At 69.9% G+C, this 18,376-nt stretch carries 14 protein-coding genes; 7 read left to right on the top strand and 7 right to left on the bottom strand.

The window, feature by feature from the left end; all coding sequences use genetic code 11:
* Nucleotides 1-2,157: a thiamine pyrophosphate-dependent enzyme gene (locus Q8S40_RS10265; protein ID WP_305670301.1), complete on the bottom strand. Its 2,157-nt coding sequence runs from the start codon at nucleotides 2,155-2,157 to the stop codon at nucleotides 1-3.
* Entirely contained in the window at nucleotides 2,154-2,879 is a 726-nt protein-coding gene (locus Q8S40_RS10260) for a GntR family transcriptional regulator (RefSeq protein WP_305670300.1), read from the bottom strand. Before Q8S40_RS10260 ends, Q8S40_RS10265 begins: the two co-directional genes overlap by 4 nt.
* Nucleotides 2,880-2,941: 62 nt before the next feature.
* On the opposite strand from Q8S40_RS10260, the gene Q8S40_RS10255 reads away from it, so the two are divergent.
* Entirely contained in the window at nucleotides 2,942-5,257 is a 2,316-nt protein-coding gene (locus tag Q8S40_RS10255; protein ID WP_305670299.1) for a penicillin acylase family protein, read from the top strand.
* Nucleotides 5,258-5,260: 3 nt separating this feature from the next.
* On the opposite strand, the gene Q8S40_RS10250 is transcribed toward Q8S40_RS10255, so the two are convergent.
* From Q8S40_RS10250 to Q8S40_RS10235, 4 genes are read right to left on the bottom strand one after another with little or no spacing between them, the layout of a single operon-like run.
* A complete protein-coding gene (locus tag Q8S40_RS10250; protein ID WP_305670298.1) occupies nucleotides 5,261-6,592 on the bottom strand; it encodes a cytosine deaminase in 1,332 nt (443 codons plus the stop codon).
* The gene (locus Q8S40_RS10245) at nucleotides 6,589-7,449 is read right to left on the bottom strand and encodes an ABC transporter permease (protein WP_305670297.1); all 861 of its coding nucleotides are present in this window, start codon (nucleotides 7,447-7,449) and stop codon (nucleotides 6,589-6,591) included. The genes Q8S40_RS10250 and Q8S40_RS10245 overlap by 4 nt, the downstream gene beginning before the upstream one ends.
* Nucleotides 7,446-8,198, bottom strand: coding sequence for an ABC transporter ATP-binding protein (locus Q8S40_RS10240; protein WP_305670296.1), 753 nt, complete (start codon nucleotides 8,196-8,198; stop codon nucleotides 7,446-7,448). Before Q8S40_RS10240 ends, Q8S40_RS10245 begins: the two co-directional genes overlap by 4 nt.
* Before the next feature lie 3 nt (nucleotides 8,199-8,201).
* Nucleotides 8,202-9,221, bottom strand: coding sequence for an ABC transporter substrate-binding protein (locus Q8S40_RS10235; protein ID WP_305670295.1), 1,020 nt, complete (start codon nucleotides 9,219-9,221; stop codon nucleotides 8,202-8,204).
* A gap of 267 nt (nucleotides 9,222-9,488) precedes the next feature.
* On the opposite strand from Q8S40_RS10235, the gene Q8S40_RS10230 reads away from it, so the two are divergent.
* The 3 genes from Q8S40_RS10230 to Q8S40_RS10220 are packed head-to-tail and all read left to right on the top strand — an operon-like array spanning nucleotide 9,489 to nucleotide 13,335.
* Complete coding sequence (locus Q8S40_RS10230) at nucleotides 9,489-10,568, top strand: ABC transporter ATP-binding protein (protein WP_304807892.1); 1,080 nt, start codon at nucleotides 9,489-9,491, stop codon at nucleotides 10,566-10,568.
* A complete protein-coding gene (locus Q8S40_RS10225; protein WP_305670294.1) occupies nucleotides 10,565-11,608 on the top strand; it encodes an extracellular solute-binding protein in 1,044 nt (347 codons plus the stop codon). Before Q8S40_RS10230 ends, Q8S40_RS10225 begins: the two co-directional genes overlap by 4 nt.
* A 23-nt stretch (nucleotides 11,609-11,631) precedes the next feature.
* On the top strand, nucleotides 11,632-13,335 hold the full coding sequence (locus Q8S40_RS10220; RefSeq protein ID WP_305670293.1) for an ABC transporter permease subunit: 1,704 nt from the start codon (nucleotides 11,632-11,634) through the stop codon (nucleotides 13,333-13,335).
* On the opposite strand, the gene Q8S40_RS10215 is transcribed toward Q8S40_RS10220, so the two are convergent.
* Nucleotides 13,262-14,179: an IclR family transcriptional regulator gene (locus Q8S40_RS10215; RefSeq protein ID WP_305670292.1), complete on the bottom strand. Its 918-nt coding sequence runs from the start codon at nucleotides 14,177-14,179 to the stop codon at nucleotides 13,262-13,264. The two genes, Q8S40_RS10220 and Q8S40_RS10215, sit on opposite strands and share 74 nt — an antisense overlap.
* A 33-nt stretch (nucleotides 14,180-14,212) precedes the next feature.
* Here Q8S40_RS10215 and speB point away from each other — a divergent pair, with 33 nt between their 5' ends.
* From speB to Q8S40_RS10200, 3 genes are all read left to right on the top strand, one after another.
* The gene (gene speB / locus Q8S40_RS10210) at nucleotides 14,213-15,097 is read left to right on the top strand and encodes an agmatinase (protein WP_305670291.1); all 885 of its coding nucleotides are present in this window, start codon (nucleotides 14,213-14,215) and stop codon (nucleotides 15,095-15,097) included.
* Nucleotides 15,098-15,660: 563 nt separating this feature from the next.
* Nucleotides 15,661-16,881: a type III PLP-dependent enzyme gene (locus Q8S40_RS10205; RefSeq protein WP_305670290.1), complete on the top strand. Its 1,221-nt coding sequence runs from the start codon at nucleotides 15,661-15,663 to the stop codon at nucleotides 16,879-16,881.
* Nucleotides 16,882-16,940: 59 nt separating this feature from the next.
* Nucleotides 16,941-18,359 (top strand): homospermidine synthase, encoded by a 1,419-nt coding sequence (locus Q8S40_RS10200; protein ID WP_305670289.1) that lies wholly within the window; start codon nucleotides 16,941-16,943, stop codon nucleotides 18,357-18,359.
* The last annotated feature ends 17 nt before the right edge of the window (nucleotides 18,360-18,376 follow it).

Genomic DNA, 18,376 nt, shown 5'->3' with positions numbered 1-18,376 from the left:
TCATCGCATCAGCCGCCGCAGCCCCTCCGCCACCTTCGCCGCATCCGCCAGCGCCGCAGCGTTGAGCGGACGGGAGACGGTGGGCGCGGCGCGGCTGCCATGCACGCGGGTGATCTCCGCATCCAGCCAGTCGAAGCAGCGGCGCTGGATCTCATCCACCCAGCGCGCGCCATGTGCCGTGCCATGCGCGGTCTGTTCCGCGATCAGCACGCGGTTGGTGCGCTTGATGCTAGCCTCGATGGCGGGCCAGTCCATGCCCTCGATATCCAGGCTGCGCAGGTCGAGGATCTCCGCATCGATTCCGGTCTCCGCCACCGCCACCTCCGTCTCCGGCACCATGGCGCCATAGGTGAGGATGGTGCAGGCGCGGCCCGGCCGCACCAGGCGCGCGCGGCCGAAGGGCACGATGTAGCCGAGGTCCTGCGGCACCGGGCCGCTGGTCTGGAACAGGCCCTGATGCTCGATCATCAGCACCGGATCCTCGCAGGCCAGTGCCGCATTCATCAGCCCGACATAGTCGTGCGGCGTGGAGGGATGCAGGATGCGCCAGCCCGGAAAGCCCGCGAACAGCCCGGACGGGTCCATCGAATGCTGCGAGCCATAGCCCGCCGCCGGCGAAACGCGCGCGCGCACCACCAGCGGAATGCCGAAGCCGCCGCCGAACATATGCGCGAACTTGCCGATGCCGTTGAACATCTGGTCCGCGGCGACGATGGTGAAGTCGCCGAACATGATGTCCACCACCGGCCGCAACCCACACAGCGCCGCACCCAGCGCCATCCCCGTAAAGCCGTTCTCGCAGATCGGCGTGGCGAAGACGCGTTCGGGGAATTTCTCCATCACGCCCTTCGACGAACCGGAGACGCCGCCACGCAGCCGGTGGATATCCTCGCCGATCAACACGATGCGCGGATCGCGTTCCATGTTGTGCAGCAAGGTGGCGGCGATGGCATCGATGTATTTCATCGGCTGCGCCGGCACCGCACCGGCTTCCTGCACCCGCAACCCACGCAATTCGGCAAGGTCACCGCGGATGCCGTGCTCGATATCCGCCACCTCCGGCAGCAGGCCGGGCCGCAGTTGCGGCGCATTGGCACCGGGCGGCGTCTCCACCAGCGCGGCTGCCGCATCCTCCACAACGACACGCACCCGCGCCTCCAGCGCCGCCAGCCCGTCCGCATCCAGCACGCCGAGCCGGTTCAGGATCGGCGGCAGCGTCGCCACCGGATCGCGGGCGCGCCAGGCTTCCTCCTCCGCCTTGTCGCGATAGCCGAACTGGCTGCCGAGCATCGGGCCGGATTGGTGCAGGAAGCGGTAGCAGATCGCCTCGACGAAGACTGGACCGCCGGTTTCGGCAATCTGCGCGCGCGCCCATTGCATCGCGCGCCGCACCGCCAGCACATCCATGCCGTCGCATTCGACCGATGGCACGCCGAACATGGCGCCGCGCGTGGTCAGCCGCGTCTCCCGCGTCTGGTCCTGCACATGGGTGGAGACGGCGTAGAAGTTGTTCTCCAGGAAGAACACCACCGGCAGGCGATACAGCGCCGCCAGGTTGATCGCCTCCAGCGTCTGGCCCGCCATCAGCGTGCCATCGCCGAAGAAGGCGACCGAGATATTGTCTCGCCCAAGCACCTTGTCGGCCAGCCCGTAGCCCACCGCATGCGGCACATTGCCGCCGATGATGGCGGAGGACCCGACCACGCCGGCCTCCGCGATCCGCATGTGCATCGAGCCACCGCGGCCACCATTATAGCCCTGGGCCAGCCCCATGATCTCCGCCATGGTCCGCTGCACATGGCCGCGCGCTTCCTCCGGCACCGCATCCCGCCGCGGGTCGTAGCCCGCTGGCGTCGCGGCGTTCAGCAGCTTGGCCAGGATCTGGTGATGCGCCCGATGCGTGCCGTTGATCTTGTCCGCGGTGCCGAGCACGGACAGCGCCCCGACCGCGCCACCCTCCTGCCCGATCGAGGCATGGGCGGGGCCATGGATCAGCCCGGCGCCGTGCAGATCCAGGATCTTTTCCTCGAAGCGGCGGATCAGCAGAAGCTGTTCCATCCAGCGGGCAAGGTCGGCCGGGTCCTCCGTTGCCCAGTCGGTGTCCTCGACCTCGAGCCGGAACCAGGGCGTCGCGGTGGCAATCGGGCTGAGCTTCACGCGGCTTTTCCCTTGGCAGGTGCGGGCTGTTCCATCGCCGCCAGATGACGCAGCAGGCCGGCGCCGCCTTCCTCCATATCCGCCTGCACCGCCGCCCGCGTCGCGGCCGCATCCCGCGCCCGCAGCCCGTCCAGTATGTCCAGGTGCCGGTGCCGGCCGGGGTAGGTCGGGCGGGCATCGGGGTAGAGGTAGGTCAGCATCGGGCCGTTGCGCAGCCAGATGCCCTCGATCACCGACAGCAATTCCGGCATGGCGGCGGCGCGGTACAGGCCGTGGTGGAAGCGCCAATTGGCGCGGATGGCGGACGCCCCCTCCCCGGCCGCCTCGGCGCGGACCAGCTCGGCATGGGCGCGTTCCAGGGCGCGGATTTCGGCAGGGGTGATGTGGCGCGCGGCGGCCTCGGCGGCCAGGCCCTCCAGCGCGGTGCGGACCAGGCGCAGCTCCTGGTACTGCGCCAGCGTCAGCCCCGCCACGGTGATGGCCTTGGCCTGTTCCATCCGCAGCGCCCGTTCGCGGACAAGCTGCATCACCGCCTCTCGCACCGGGGTTTCGGAGGTGCCGAGTTGCAGCGCCAGGTCGCGGATCTTCAGCCGCTGGCCGGGCCGCATGCGGCCTTCCATCAGCGCGTTCCGCAACTCGCCATAGACGCGGCCGGTCAGGTTTTCCCGGCCCACGGGGGACAGGAAGTCGATTTCGGTGGAGGGGGGGACGCTTGCGCTCATCGCTCCATCGTATTTGATATATCCAGCCCGCGGCAATCCCGGCCGCGCCGGAGGATATGCCGATGCCGCCCACCCCCGGCCATGAGGCCCTGCGCGCCGCCCTGCCGCCGCTCGATGGCCAGGTGCAGGTGCCGGGGCTGACCGCGCCCGCCACCGTGCTGCGCGACCGCTGGGGCATCCCGCATATCCGTACCGCGGGCGGGGCGCCGGACGCCTTCCGCGCCCAGGGCTTCGTCCATGCCCAGGACCGGCTGTTCCAGATGGAGCTGAACCGCCGCCGCGCGCTCGGCCGCAGCGCCGAATGGCTCGGCGCGGCGGCGGCGGAGGGCGACATCCTCGCCCGCCGCCTCGGCATCGAGGCCGCCAGCCGGCGCGACCACGCGGCACTCGGCGCGGAGGCGCAGGCGATGCTGGAAGCCTATGCCGCCGGGGTGAACGCCTTCCTCGATTCCGGCGCGCCGCTGCCGGTGGAATACACGCTGCTGGAGGCAGTGCCGGAACGCTGGGAGGGCTGGCACGCGATCGCCGTGATGCGCCGCCTCGGCCTGCTGATGGGCTCGGTCTGGTTCAAGCTGTGGCGCGCGGCAGCGCTGCCGGTGGTCGGCGCGCAGCAGGCGGTGAAGCTGCGCTACGATGATGGCGGGCAGGATCTGCTGCTGGTGCCACCGGGGGCGGAGGCGAAGCGGCTGGAGGCGGACCTCGCCGCGCTGCGCCCGGCGATCGAGGCGCTGCTGGGCGGCACGCCGCCGGATGCGACGGGCGGTGGCAGCAACAACTGGGCGGTGGCGCCCTCGCAGTCTTCCACCGGCCGCCCGGTGGTGGCCGGCGACCCGCACCGGGTCTTCGAGATTCCCAACATGTACGCCCAGGGCCACCTGGCCTGCGCGGATTTCGACGTGGTGGGGCTGACGGCGCCCGGCGTGCCCGGCTTCCCGCACTTCGCTCATAACGGCCAGGTCGCCTATTGCGTGACCCATGCCTTCGTCGACATCCACGACGTCTTCGTCGAACGCTTCGACGCGGGCGCGGAGAACGCGCTCGGCCCGGATGGCTGGGTGCCGGTGCAGCGCCGGGCCGACCGCATTGCCATTCGCGGCGGCGCGGCGCGGGAGTTCGAGGTGGTGGAGACCCGGCACGGCCCCGTCATCGCCGGCGACCCGGGCAGCGGCACCGCGCTGGCCTTGCGATCCGTGCAATTCGCCGAGACCGACCTGTCCTTCGACTGCCTACCCCGCATGCTGCGCGCCGGCAGCGTGGAGGCGCTGTTCGAGGCGACGCGCGGCTGGGGGCTGATCGACCATAATCTGGTCGCCGGCGACACCGGCGGGCATATCGGCCTCCAGATCCGCGCCCTGGTGCCGCGTCGCCCGGCCGAGAATGGCTGGCTGCCGGTGCCCGGCTGGCTGGCGGCGCCGGATTGGCAGGGCATGATCGCGCATGAGGATATGCCCCGCGTGATGGACCCGGCCGAGGGGCTGATCGTCACCGCCAACAACCGCGTCGTGGCGGATGGCGGCCCGGACTACCTCTGCACCGATTGCCACCCACCCTACCGCGCCCAGCGCGTGCTGGCCCGGCTGCGCGCGGCGCCGGAAGCCCGCAGCGTGGAGGGTGCGGCCAGCCTGCATGGCGACACGCTGTCGCTGAACGCGCTGCTGTTCCGCGAGAAGCTCGCTGGCCTGCCCGCCCCCGCCGAGCCCGGGGCCGAAGCACTGCGCCAGCGCCTGCTGGATTGGGATGGGCGGATGGCGGCGGATGCCAGCGCACCCGCCGCCTATGTCGCCTTCCGCCGGGCGCTGACGGCGATACTGGTTGAGCGCAGCGGGTTGGGCGCGCTGGCCGGCCACCCGATGCTGGCCGTCGCCCCCGGCGTGCCGCCCGCCAATCAGCTCTGGTGGACCCTGCCGAACCTTCTGCGCGCGGATGATGCCAGCCTGCTCGGCGGCATGAGCTGGCCGGAAGCCCTGACCGAGGCACTGCGCCGCGCGGCACCGGAAGCCGCCGGCACGCGCCCCTGGGGCGAGGTGCATCGCCCGCGCCTGACCCACCCGCTCTCGCCGCTATTCCCGGATTGGGCGGCGCTGCTGGACCCGCCTTCGCTGCCGATCGGCGGGGATATGGACACGGTGCTGGCCACCGGCTTCTTCGCCGCCTCCGGCAACGCCGCGGGCTACGGCGCGCTGGCGCGCTACGCCTTCGATGTGGGGGAATGGGAGAACAGCCGCTGGTCGGTCTTCCACGGCACCTCCGGCCATCCCGGCAGCCCGCATTACGCGGACCAGCACCCGGTCTGGGCCGGCACGGCGATGGTGCCGATGCTCTATGGCTGGGACGGCATCCAGGCGCAGGCGGTGTGGACGCAGGTGCTGGCGCCGTAGGCGCTATTCCGCCACCCCCACCATCGCATCCAGCTCTCGCCAATCCGGCGCCGTGGCCTCCAGCACCCGCCCCGCCCGCAGCACCACGCGATCCGATTGCGGGCGGGACAGCAGCTCCGTCATGAAGCGGGCGCCGTAGAGCACCAGGTCCGCGCTGGCGCCCACGCGGATGGTGCCATGTTCCGCCGCGATGCCCATGGCCTCCGCCGGCCGCGCGGTGGCTGCGGCGGGCCAACTGGCAAAAGGGTGGTCGAGGTGCAGGATGCGGGCGGATTCCCGGAACACCTCGGTCATGTCGAGGTCGCCATAGGCGTAGAACGGATCGCGGGTGTTGTCGGAGGCGACGGAGACGCGAATGCCCGCCGCCTGCATCTCATGCACCAGCGTCACGCCCCGCCAGCGCGGCGTGCGGTTTGCCACACGATCCTGCAGGTACATGTTGCACATCGGCAGCACGACGATGTCGATGCCGGCCTCCGCCACGCGGGCGATGGTCTCCCGCGCGAAATCCTCCGGCTGGATCGAGAGTGAGCAGCAATGGCCGCACTGGATCTTGCCGCGAAAGCCGCGCTTCAGGGCGGTGAGGGCAATCTCCCGCAGGGCACGCGCGCCGGATTCACCGCTCTCATCGACATGCAAATCGAGGTCGAGGCCGCGCGCCTCCGCCAGGCTGAAGAAATGGTCCAGCTCCGCCTGGAAGCTCTCGGGCAGCGCGTCATGGATGCCGCCGGTGTGGCGCGTGACCATGCCGAGCACGCCGCCCGATTCCGCCACCATATCGGCCAGCGTCGTGCCATCCGGCCCCGCGAAACGGTCCAGCGGGCAGATCGAGGACATCTGCAAGGCGATGCGCCCGGCCCATTCCTCCCGCAGCTTGCGGAAGACCCGCCAGGTGGTCACGCCATGCGGCAGGTAGGTGTCCAGATGGGTGCGGATGGCAACCGTGCCGTGGGCATGGGCGCAGCGCAGGGCGAAATCAGCGCGGGCCGTGATGTCGGCCTCCGACCAGGCGGCACCGCGATCGCCCATCACGGCCTGGATCGCGCCGGCGAAATCGCCGGTCGGGTTGCGGGTGCGCGGCCAGATATGGCCCTTGTCGAGATGCGTATGGGCATCGACGAAGCCGGGCCAGACCTGGCCGCCGCGCAGATCGATGCCATCCGGCGCGGTGCCCAGCGGCGCCAGCGCGGCGATGCGGCCATGCTCGATGTGGATGTCCAGCCGCACCAGGCCGTCCACATCCTGCGGGCCTTCGAAGCCTTGCACCAGCGCGGCATGAGTCCGCGCATTACGCAGCCAGAAGCTGGGGCCAACCGAAGCAAATTCGGCCTTCATCGGCGGTCTTTCATGGCGCTTTCATGCCAATGGCGCAGCGCGAGGTGGGAGATCAGGCTCATCGCCAGGAAAATCGCGATGCCGGTCAATGAAACCAGCACCAGGGCGGCGAACATCTTGGGGATCTGCAACTGGTACCCGGCCTCCAGGATGCGGTAGGCCAGCCCCGAAGCCCGCCCGCCCGTGCCGGCGACGAATTCCGCGACGATGGCACCGATCAGCGCCAGCCCGCCCGAAATGCGAAGCCCCGCCAGGAAGTACGGCATCGCCGTCGGCAGCCGCAGATGGCACAGCACCTGCCAGCGGCTGGCGCGGTACAGGCGGAACAGGTCGGTCAGGTTCTGGTCCGCGCTGTTCAGCCCGAGTGTGGTGTTCGACAGGATCGGGAAGAAGGCGACGATCCAGGCGCAGATCAGCAGCGCCAGGCGGATATCATCCACCCAGATGATGATCAGCGGCGCGATCGCCACAACCGGCGTGACCTGCAGGATCACCGCATAGGGAAACAGCGACATCTCGATGATGCGGGATTGCGCGAACAGCACCGACAGCAGCAGGCCGAGGGCTGCCGCCACGAACAGTGCGGCGAAGGTGATCTGCAAGGTGACCAGCAGCGAGACGGAAAGCGACGGCCATTCGCGGATCAGCGCGCGCCCCACCTCCAGCGGTCCGGGCAGCAGGTAGGGCGGGATCTCGTTGATCCGCACCACCGCTTCCCACCCCGCCAGTGCCAGCACGCCGATGAGGCTCGGCGCCAGGATGCGGAACCAGGTCTCCGCCGTCAGCCCGGCATAGCGGGGTGCGTGGTTTTCCTCCGGCGCGTCGGCGGCCTCGTTGGCGGAGAGGGTGACGGTCATGCGCCCATGGCCCTGTCCAATGCGTGGGAAATGTCGCGGCAATGCGCCGCATAATCGGCGGAGGTCCGGAAGGCCTCGCCGCGCGGATAGGGGGCCTCCACCGCCAGGTCCTCGACAACCCGGCCCGGCCGCGCCGCCATCACCACGATGCGACGGGACAGGTACACGCTCTCGAACACCGAATGGGTGACAAAGACGGCGGTGAAGCGCTCCGCCTCCCACAGCGTCAGCAGGTCGTTGTTCAGCTTGTGGCGGGTGATTTCGTCGAGTGCCGCGAAAGGCTCGTCCATCAGCAGCAGGCGGGGCCGCGTGACCAGGGCGCGGGCGATGGAGACGCGCATCTTCATGCCGCCCGACAGCGCGCGCGGATAGCTGGATTCAAAGCCCGCCAGCCCCACCGAGGCCAGCGCGGCACGGGCCCGCCGTTCCGCCTCGCTTCGGGCCGTGCCGGCCAGGCGCAGCGGTAGCATCACGTTCTTCAACGCGCTGGCCCAGGGCATCAGTGTCGGTTCCTGGAAGACGAAGCCGATATCCCCCGTCTCCCCCCCGCCCGCGACCTCGACCCGGCCGGAGGATGGCGCGATCAGGCCCGCCATCATCCGCAACACCGTGGATTTGCCGCAGCCGGATGGGCCGAGTAGCGAGACGAAATCGCCCCGCTGCACCGACAGATCCACGCCGCGCACAGCCAGCGTGCCATTGGCGTAGCGCTTGGAGACGCCTTGCAGCGTGACGACCGCCGCCGGCACCACTCAGGCGAGGCCGACGCGCTTGTTGACGAATTCCAGGCTGTAGGCGCGCGTGTGGTCCATGCCGGCCGGATACAGGCCGACATCGCGCATGCCCTCATAAAACGACTTCCAGCGCGCATCGGTCATCGCGCCGATGCCGAGTTGCAGCGCATCGCCGGATTGCACGATGCCTGCCTCGTTCATCACGCGCACGGCGTAGGCAATCTTGGCATCGTCCATCTCCGGATTGTCGCGCTTGATGGCGGCGTTGGCGGCGCCGACATCCTCACCCTTCACATAGGCGCTCCAGCCCTCGATGGTGGCGTTGACGAAACGCTGCACCAGGTCCTTCTTCTCCGTCACCATGCGGCGAGAGACATCGATGGTGGTCTGGTAGTTCTGGTAGCCGGCGTCGGCAATCAGGAACACCCGTGGCGTGGCGCCGGCCTGCTGCGCGGCGAAGGGCTCGGAACTGATGAAGCCCTGCTGGATCGCCATGCGGTCCGCCATGAAGGGGCCGACATTGAAGGTGTAGGGCCGGATCTGTTCATCCGTGAAGCCGAAGCGCGCCTTCAGGAAGGGCCAGTAGGTGACGCGGCCGGAGGCACCGATCAGGATCGGGCGGCCCTTCATGTCCTCAAAGGAATTGATGCCGTTACCCGCATGGGTCATCAGCACCTGCGGGTCCTTCTGCATGATGGCGCCGATGGTCAGGAAGGGCAGGTTTTCCCGCGCATAGTTCAGCGCCTGGAAGCCGTTGGACATGATGAAGTCCACCCGGCCGGCCAGCAGCAGCTGCGACGGGTTCTGCTGCGGCCCGCCCATGCGGATTTCGCAGTCGATGCCGTGGCGGCGATAGATGCCGGCGGCAACCGCCTGATAGTAGCCGCCGTGTTCGGCCTGGGCGCGCCAATTGGTCTGGAAGGAGACCCGGTCCAGGCTCTGCGCCAGCGGCACCCGGGCGCCAGGTACCGCGGCCAGTGCCAGGCCCACGCCGCCCGCCAGCAGGCTGCGCCGTTCGACTCGATATCGCGTCCGCATCCGCAGATCCCTCCCTCTCTCACCGACGGCCCCGGCGGGACCATAACCGAACCGTATCAGGTGCGGGGTCGCGCCGCTGCAAGGGACAGCAAGGCCCATGCCAGCATGGCCGCCGCCTCTCGGCCGACGGATGGGCCGAAGCTCGCCTCAAACGAGAGCATTCGCAAGTTTTTTGGGCATAAAGGGTGGGGTCTTTCGTATCGCAGTCGCGGATCGGGGCCATCCCCCGCCCTGGCGCCGTGGCATTGCGTTTGCCTAGACTGGCGCGTGACCCAAACCCTCCCCCATCTGGTGCTCGACCGGCTGACCAAGCGCTATGGCGCGCAGGCGGCGGTCGATGGCGTCTCGCTTTCCGTCGGGCGTGGCGAATGCATCGCACTCCTCGGCCCCTCCGGCTGCGGCAAGACCACCACGCTGCGGCTGGTCGCCGGCTTCATCCTGCCGGATGAGGGACATATCCTGCTGAACGGCACGGCGATTGAGCGTGCGCCGCCGCATCGCCGGCAGATCGGCATGGTGTTCCAGAACTATGCGCTGTTCCCGCATTTGACCGCCGCCGGCAATGTCGCCTTCGGGCTGGAGATGCGGGATGTGAACCGCGCCGAGCGCGACCGTCGGGTGGCCGAGGCCCTGGCCATGGTGGGCCTGGCGCATCTGGCGGATCGCTACCCGGCGCGCATGTCCGGTGGCCAGCAGCAGCGTGTGGCGCTGGCCCGCGCGCTGGTGATCCGCCCCGACCTGCTGCTGCTGGATGAGCCGCTGTCCAACCTCGATGCCGGTCTGCGCGTGGAGATGCGGGAGGAGATTGCCCGGCTGCGCGATGCCTCCGGCATCACCACCCTGTTCGTGACGCATGACCAGGAGGAAGCGCTGGCACTCGCCGACCGCGTGGCCGTGATGGATCGCGGCCGCATCGTCGAATGCGCCGCGCCGGCCGAGCTGACGGAACGCCCGCGCCATATCTTCACCGCCGGATTCCTCGGCGCCCGCAGCGTCATCCCCGGCCGGGCGGAAGCGGGCGTCTTTCACGCCGAAGGCCTCGCCGTGACGCTGCCGGCGGATGCGCCGGACCGGCCCAGCCACCTGGTGCTGCGCGCCGCACGGCTGCTGCTGCTGCCCGCCGCCGTCGCCACGCCGCATCTGGCCCTGCCCGGCCTGGTGGAGGCGGCGACGCGGTTGGATGACAGCATCCACTACGAGGTCTCGGTCGGCCCGCACCGCCTGCGCGTGCACCGCCCGAGCGCCGAGCCCGGCTTCCCGCCGGGCGCCGCCATCACCCTGGCCGCGCCGCCCGAGGCGATTGCCTGGATCGAAGATTTCACCGCCACGACCGGAGCCCTGCCATGACGATCTCCCTCACCCGCCGTGGCCTGCTGGCCACCGCGACGCTGGCCGCCCCCGCCATCTGGGGCCGCGACGCCGTCGCCCAGATCCGCCGCGGCGATGAGCTGACCGTCGGCATCTGGGGCGGCGCGCAGGAACGCATCACGCGGCAGTATTGCGCGCAGCCGCTGGAGCGGCAGCATGGGGTGAAGATCAACTACATCCTCGGCGGCACCCCGGAACGCCGGGCGCGGGCCTATGCCGAGCGCGGGCGGCCCTCCTTCGACCTGCTCTATCTCAACATCTTCGAAAGCCGCCAGGCGGTGCGCGACGGCGTCACCATGGCGCCATCGGCCAATGTGCCGAACTTCGAGAACCTGTACCCGCTGGCCCGCATCGGCGGCTATGGCGTGGCCTTCAACCCGGTCACCATCGTCTATGACCGCCGCATGGTCGCGGCGCCGATGACGTCGTGGAAGGATTTCTGGCGCGACGACCTGAAGGGCAAGGTGATCTGGCCGACCTATCCGGGCGCGCAGGGCACCGCGGGGCTGCTGATGACGGCCAAGGTCTGGGGCGGGTCGGAGAACGACATCGACCCGGCCTTCCGCAAGATCGCCGAACTCAAGCCCTTCGCCGCCATCCAAGGCAGCCAGGACCAGCTCTACGGCATGTTCGACCAGCAGGTCGGCGCGGCATCGGTGGAATTCGGCAGCTTCACCCGCACCTATGCGGAAACCCGCAACCCGAACATCGTCATCGCTGAGCCCACGGAAGGCCAGGCGGTCGCCGCCAACTTCGCCTGCATCCCGACCGGCACCCGCAACCAGGCACTCGCCGAGGCCTTCGTGAACCTGCACCTCAGCCCGGAATGCCAGCAGGCCTATGCGGAGCAGACCTACTACAGCCCCACCATCCGCAACATCACCCTGCCGCCGGAGCTCGCCGCCAAGCTGATCATGGGCGAGGAGGCGGTTTCCAAGCTGATCGACTTCGACTGGGATGTGGTGATCCGCAACCAGGCCCGCTGGTCCAGCCGCTTCACCCGCGAGATCGCCGGCTGACGACACCACAGGGCGCGTAGCCGATGCAGGACTCCCCCCGCGCGGGCTGGTTGGCCGCGCCCTATGTGCTGTGGCTGCTGGCCGCCTTCGCGGCGCCGCTGGGGGCTGTCGCGCTGCTCTCGGTGCAGGAAAGCGGCGAGATCTTCGCGCCGATCTCGCTGTGGCCCTCCACCGCGCAATATGCGGAGATCCTGGGCGACAGCTTCTTCCTGCGGCTGCTGCTGAACACCGCGCTGCTCGGCCTGGCGGTCGCCGCGGCCTCCGCCGTGCTGGCCTATCCGCTGGCGCTGTGGCTGACGCGGCTGTCGCCCCGCGCCAAGCCTTTCGGCTTCGCCATCATCCTGGTGCCGCTGCTGACCAATGTGGTGGTGCGCTCGCTCGGCATCATTCTTCTGCTGGCGCCGCGCGGCGTGGTCTCCAACGCCGCGCAGGCGCTGGGTTTCCCGCCGCTCAACCTGCTGTTCGGCTGGTTCGCGGTGGGGCTTTCGCTGGTGCAGGTGTTCCTGCCCTTCATGGTGCTGGCTCTGTACGATGTGCTGGATGGGCAGGAGAAGCGGCTGGAGGAAGCCGCCGCAGGGCTCGGCGCCGGGCCGGCCGTGCGCTTCTGGCGGGTGATCTTTCCGCTGTCGCTGCCCGGGCTGCGCGGCGGACTGACGCTGGTCTTTTTGATGGCGTCCACGGCCTACGTCTCCGCCACGCTGGTCGGCGGGCGGAAGGTGCAGGTCACCGGCATGGTGGTGCTGCGGGAGGGGATGGAGATCCTGAACTACCCGCTGGCCTCCGCACTCGCGATGCTGATGCTGGCGACCTCCATCCTCGTCACCTTCGTCTTCGCCCGCGCCATCGGCGGCATGACGCCCTGGGTGCAGGCCCGCCCGCCGCGAAGCTGGCCCAGCCTGCCGCCGGCGCTGCGCCGCGTCGTGGTGGCGGCGGCGGAGGCGGTGGCGCCGGTCGTCTCACGCATTTTGCTGCTGGCCGCCATCGCCATCCTGCTGTTCCCGCTGCTGCTGGTGGCGGTGGCGTCGGTGAACGACAGCCCGCAGGCCACCGTCGCGCAATTCGTCGGCTTCACCTGGAAATGGTACGCCGCGGTGCTGCAGAATGAGCGCTATCTGTCCGATGCCTGGACCAGCCTGCAGATCGCGCTGTGCTGCGTCGTCATCTCGCTCGGCCTCGCTTTGCCCGCCGCCTTCGCCCTGGTGCGGGCGGGCTTCACGGGGAAGGAGGCGGTGGGCGCCTTCCTGATGCTGCCGCTCGCTTTGCCCGGCATCGCCATCGGGCTTGGCATGTTGCGGCTGTTGCAATGGTTCAACCAGATTCCGCCCTTCCTCGGCGTGCTGGCGGTGCATGTGGTGCTGGTGACGCCCTTCATGCTCGCCCTGCTGCGGGCTTCGGTGGCGCAGCTCGACCGCGGGCTGGAGGAAGCCGCGGGCGGGCTGGGGGCGACGCCTTCGCGCGTGTTCCGGCGCGTGATCCTGCCGCAGCTCGCGCCGGGCATCGCCGTGTCCTGCGTCATCGGCTTCCTGCTGTCCTTCGGCGAGGTCACCGTCACCGCCTTCCTCACCACGGCGCGGCTGCAGACCCTGCCGGTGCGGATCTATGCGGAGGCGACCTTCAGCCTGGAGAACACGGTGAACGCCATCTCCACCATCTTCATCCTGGTGACGGTGGCGCTGCTGGTGCTGGTGAACCGGCTGATGCCGCTGGACCGGGTGTGGAAGCGGTAGGCTTCGCGCCCGGGCCATAGCGCGTGGCGCCAAGCCGCAGGCTGATCTCCGCGGCCGCCGCCTGCAGCGCGGCCAGCATCGCCTGGTCAGGCGGGTCCGGCACGAATTGCACCGAGCCCACGATGCCGATCGAGCCCACCAGCACATGCCCCGCCGCGAAAAGCGGCGCGGCCAGCGCATTGACGCCGAGCAGCGCCTCCGACGGCGCGGTGTCCCACATCCGCCCGCGCACCACCTCCAGCCGCGCCCGCAGCCGGGCGGGGTCGGTCAGGGAATGCGGGGTCAGCGCCTCCATCTTGCCGGCCAGCGCGCGGGCCTCGGCGGCCGGTGGGCCGAAGGCGAGCATGATGCGGCCCTGGGCGGAGCAATGCGCCGGCGGGCGGTTGCCGGGCTGGACGGAGATCTGCACCGTGTTCGGCGCCTCCAGCGCATGCACCACCATCGGGTCGCCGCCGGTCGGCACCGCCAGCAGCACGGATTGCCCCACCGCATCGCGCAGCCGGTGCATGGCGGGCTCCGCCACGCGCTTCAGGTCGAACTGTTCGCCCGCCGCCTGGCCGATCTGGAACATGCGCCAGGTCAGGTGATAGCGCTCCGTCGCTTCCTCCTGCGCCACCAGCCCGGCCAGGCGCAGCGTGACCAGGTGGCGGTGGACGCGGCCCTTCGGCTCGGTCAGCCGGCGCGCCAGGTCGGAGACCCGCAGCGGGCCGCCGGCCAGCGCCATCGCCTCCAGCACCCGCACGGCCATCAGCACGGATCGGACGGCGGCGGTGCCTTCCTCGGTCCCATCCTCCCCGGGTGTCGCTTTTCCTGGACTTGTCATTGCCGCCAGCCTGCGGCCCATGGGGGGGCGCTGTCCATCCCATCAGGAGTCGTCATGGCCGGAACGCCCACCTATGCCACCCCGCCCGGCTTTCTCGGCGTCACGCGGCGGGACCCGCAGGATGCCATCGGCATTGCCGGCATCCCGATGGATATCGGCACCACCAACCGCGCCGGCACGCGGGACGGGCCAAGGGCGATCCGCGCCGCATCCCGTATGCTGGTGGATGGCGCGCATCCCGGCAGCTGGGTGGACCCGGCGGCGCTGCCGCTGGCCGATCTGGGTGATTTCGAACTGGCACTGGGCGACATCCCCGGCAGCCTGGCGCGGATCGAGCAGCAGGCGGCGGCGGTCGGCCATCTGGTGGCGCTCGGCGGCGAGCATGGCGTGACGCTGCCGCTGCTGCGGGCGCTGCGGAAGAAGCTGGGCGTCCCGCTCGGCCTGCTGGTGTTCGACGCGCATGTGGATACCTGGGCCGATAATTTCGGCCAGGCCTATGCGCATGGCTCGGTCTTCTACCACGCGATCAATGAGGGGCTGGTGGAGCCGAAGCGGATGATCCAGCTCGGCATCCGGTCCCCGGTGCAGCGGGAGGTCTGGGACTGGACGCTCGGCCAGGGCGTCACCGTCATCACCGCCCAGCAATTCCATGAGACGGGGCCGGAGGCGGTGGCGGCGCGGGTGCGCCAGGTGCTGGGCGCCGCGCCCGCCTACCTGTCCTTCGACATCGATGCGCTGGACCCCGCCTTCGCCCCAGGCACCGGCACGCCGGAGATTGGCGGCCTGGCGACCTGGCAGGCGCAGGCGGTGCTGCGGCGCCTCGGCGGCGCGGATTTCCGCGGCATGGATGTGGTGGAGGTGGCGCCCGCCTACGACCATGGCGAGATCACCGCCCTGGCGGCCGCCAGCATGGTCTGGGAATACCTCTGCCGCGGCTGAAACCCTTCCGGTCGATCAAGTCGATCACAGGCAGTCCCCCGCGACAATTCCGCAAAGGCCCGAAAAAACCTCTTGCACTCTGCGGAGGTGACCGCTATTTATCCGGCCGTGGCGACGCCTTGTGGCGCGCCGCGGAGACCCGACGCCATCGCACGTGCCGCGAGCCCCCGCCTATCCGGGGCACAGCAACGACGGGACGCGTCCTTTGTTCAGCCGGCCTGCAAGGGCCGGAAGGTTCGAGGGAACCGCCTGTGTCGCCTGATCGCCGCCGCGCGAAGCCGGGATTTCCCCCGCGACTTTCCGCGTGACCGCGCCCGAAGCGCCGCATGCCGCCCGTCCAGACCCGAGGGTCTGAGGCGCCGGCCTGCGACGCTTCCGCCGCCCGCGTCCCGTTCCCCACCGCAAGGTGGCGGGCGTGCCGTGCGCGGTGAACCAAGGGTGCGCGCCGATCCGGCCCCGGTTCCCTCCTTCCCGCCGCCGCGCCCGCCCTTCGGGGCCGTGGCGCGGCGGCGGGCCAAATTGCCCGCGCAGCCGCGCAAACCCCAGGCCCAGGGAGCCCCGCCATGACCGTCCTCCGCTTCCGCGGCGCCACCGCGCCGCTCCGCCGCCCCGCCGCTCCTGCACTACCCCGCAATGTCGCGGGCGTGGTCGCGGCGCTGCGGCCGGAAGATCCGCTGCACTGCCTGCGGCCGGCCACCATCAGCGCGGCGGGCGCCACCTTCCAGGCGGCCTTCCCGGGCACCACCATGTACGCCGTGAAGTGCAACCCGGACCCCACGGTGCTGCGCGCGCTGTGGGCCGGTGGCCTGCGCCATTTCGACTGTGCCTCGGCCGGCGAAGTGCGCCTGGTGCGCAGCCTGTTCCCGCAGGCCGTGATCCACTTCATGCACCCGGTGAAGGCGCGCGGCGCGATCCGCGAGGCCTACGCCACCCACGGCGTCCGCGACTTCGTGCTGGATTCCCCGGCGGAGCTGGCCAAGATCCTGGAGGAGACGGGGGGCGAGGATCTCAACCTCATCATCCGCCTCGGCCTGCCGAAGGGCAGCGCGGTCTATGACCTTTCCGGGAAATTCGGCGCGGAGCCGGCGGAAGCGGTGGCGCTGCTGCGTGCGGCGCGGCCACATGCGGGCAAGCTTGGGGTGTCCTTCCATGTCGGCTCGCAATGCCTGGAGCCTGCCGCCTATGCCCGCGCCATCGCCCTCGCCGCTGCCGTGATCCGGCAGGCGGGCGTGGCGGTGGAGGTGCTGGATGTCGGTGGCGGCTTCCCGGTGGCCTATCCGGATGTCGTGCCGCCGCCGCTCTCGGCCTTCATGGACAGCATCGCCACGGCCTTCGCCGAGGCAGCGCTGCCGGGGGTGGAGCTGTGGGCGGAGCCGGGCCGCGCGCTGGTGGCGGGCGGTGCCTCCATCGTCGTGCAGGTGCAGGCGCGGCGCGATGGCATGCTGTTCATCAATGATGGCGTCTATGGCGCGCTGTCCGATGCCGGCGTGCCCGGCTTCCGCTTCCCGGTGAAGCTGATCCGGCCCGGTTCCGTCAGCGAGGCGGAGACGGTGCCCTTCAGCTTCTTCGGCCCGACCTGCGACACCGCGGACCGCATGGAAGGCCCCTTCCTGCTGCCGGCCGATGTGGCGGAGGGCGACTGGATCGAGATCGGCCAGCTCGGTGCCTATGGCGCCTGCCTGCGCACCGCCTTCAACGGCATGGACCGCGCCGGCGTGGTGGAAGTGGCCGACCTGCCACTGCTGGAAACGCCGGGCTATGTGCAGGACGTGCAAGCGGCCTGAAGACCGGGAGGCGGCGCAGGCCGCCTCCACCCAAGAAACCTGAATGGAGTGCCTGGACGATGAAGCACGCAGAATTCTCCGGCCGCCTGGTCATGCTGGGCTTCGGCTCGATCGGCCAGGGTGTCCTGCCGCTGATCCTGCGGCACATCGACATCCCGTCCGAGCGCATCACCATCGTCACCGCGGAAACCCGCGGTGATGACGTGGCCGCCGAATACGGCATCCGCTTCATCCTGCAGGCGGCAACGCGCGAGAATTTTGCCGATCTGCTCTCGCCCCTGCTGGCGCCGGGCGACTTCCTGCTGAACCTGTCGGTGGACGTGTCATCGGTGGAGCTGATGAAGCTGTGCCACAAGCTGGACGTGCTGTACCTCGACACCGTCGTGGAGCCCTGGGCCGGCGGCTATACCGACACGTCGCTGACGCCGTCGCAGCGGTCCAACTACGCGATGCGCGAAGCCGCCATCGCGCTGCGTCCGGCGTTTGTGGGCGGACCCACCAGCATCACCGCGCATGGCGCGAACCCGGGGCTGGTCAGCCACTTCGTCAAGCAGGCGCTGCTGAACATCGCCCGCGACACCGGCGCGCCAATCGCCACCCCGCCGCCGGCCAGCGACCGCACCGCCTGGGCGCAAATCGCCCAAAGTCTCGGCGTGAAGGTCATCCACATCGCGGAGCGTGACACCCAGGTGGCCGAGCGCCCGAAGAAGCCGGGCGAATTCGTCAACACCTGGTCGGTCGATGGCTTCGTCGGCGAAGGCTGCCAGCCGGCGGAGCTCGGCTGGGGCAGCCACGAGAAGGCATTGCCGCCGGATGGCCACCGGCACGGCTTCGGCTGCGATGCCGCGATCTACCTGATGCGCCCCGGCGCCTCCACCCGCGTGCGCACCTGGACGCCGCTGGAGGGGCCGATGCATGGCTTCCTCATCACCCATAACGAGAGCATTTCGCTGGCGGATTACTACACGCTGCGCGATGACACTGGCGCGGTCACCTACCGCCCCACCGCGCATTACGCCTACCACCCCTGCGACGACGCGGTGCTGTCGGTGCATGAACTCGCCGGCAAGAACTGGGAGATGCAGCCGGAGAAGCGGCTGATGACGGATGAGATCACCCACGGCATGGATGAGCTGGGCGTCTTGCTGATGGGCCACGCCAGGGGCGCCTATTGGTTCGGCTCCCGCCTCACCATCGGCGAGGCCCGCCGCGCCGCGCCGCACAACAACGCCACCTCGTTGCAGGTGACGGCGGCGGTGCTGGCCGGGGTGATCTGGGCCATGGAGAACCCGCGCCAGGGCCTCGTCGAGTCGGACGAGATCGATCATGCAAGGGTGCTGGACATCTGCGCGCCCTATCTCGGCGACGTGGTCGGTGAATATGCCGGCTGGACCCCGCTGGAAGGCCGCGGCGTGCTGTTCCCCGAGGATGTGGACACCACCGATCCGTGGCAGTTCCGCAACTTCCGCGTGACCTGACTAGGCCGAACACCCTC

Origin of the sequence: Falsiroseomonas sp., from assembly GCF_030695085.1 — a bacterium.
Lineage (GTDB): Bacteria > Pseudomonadota > Alphaproteobacteria > Acetobacterales > Acetobacteraceae > Falsiroseomonas.
This window is presented reverse-complemented; position numbering and strand designations above follow the sequence as displayed.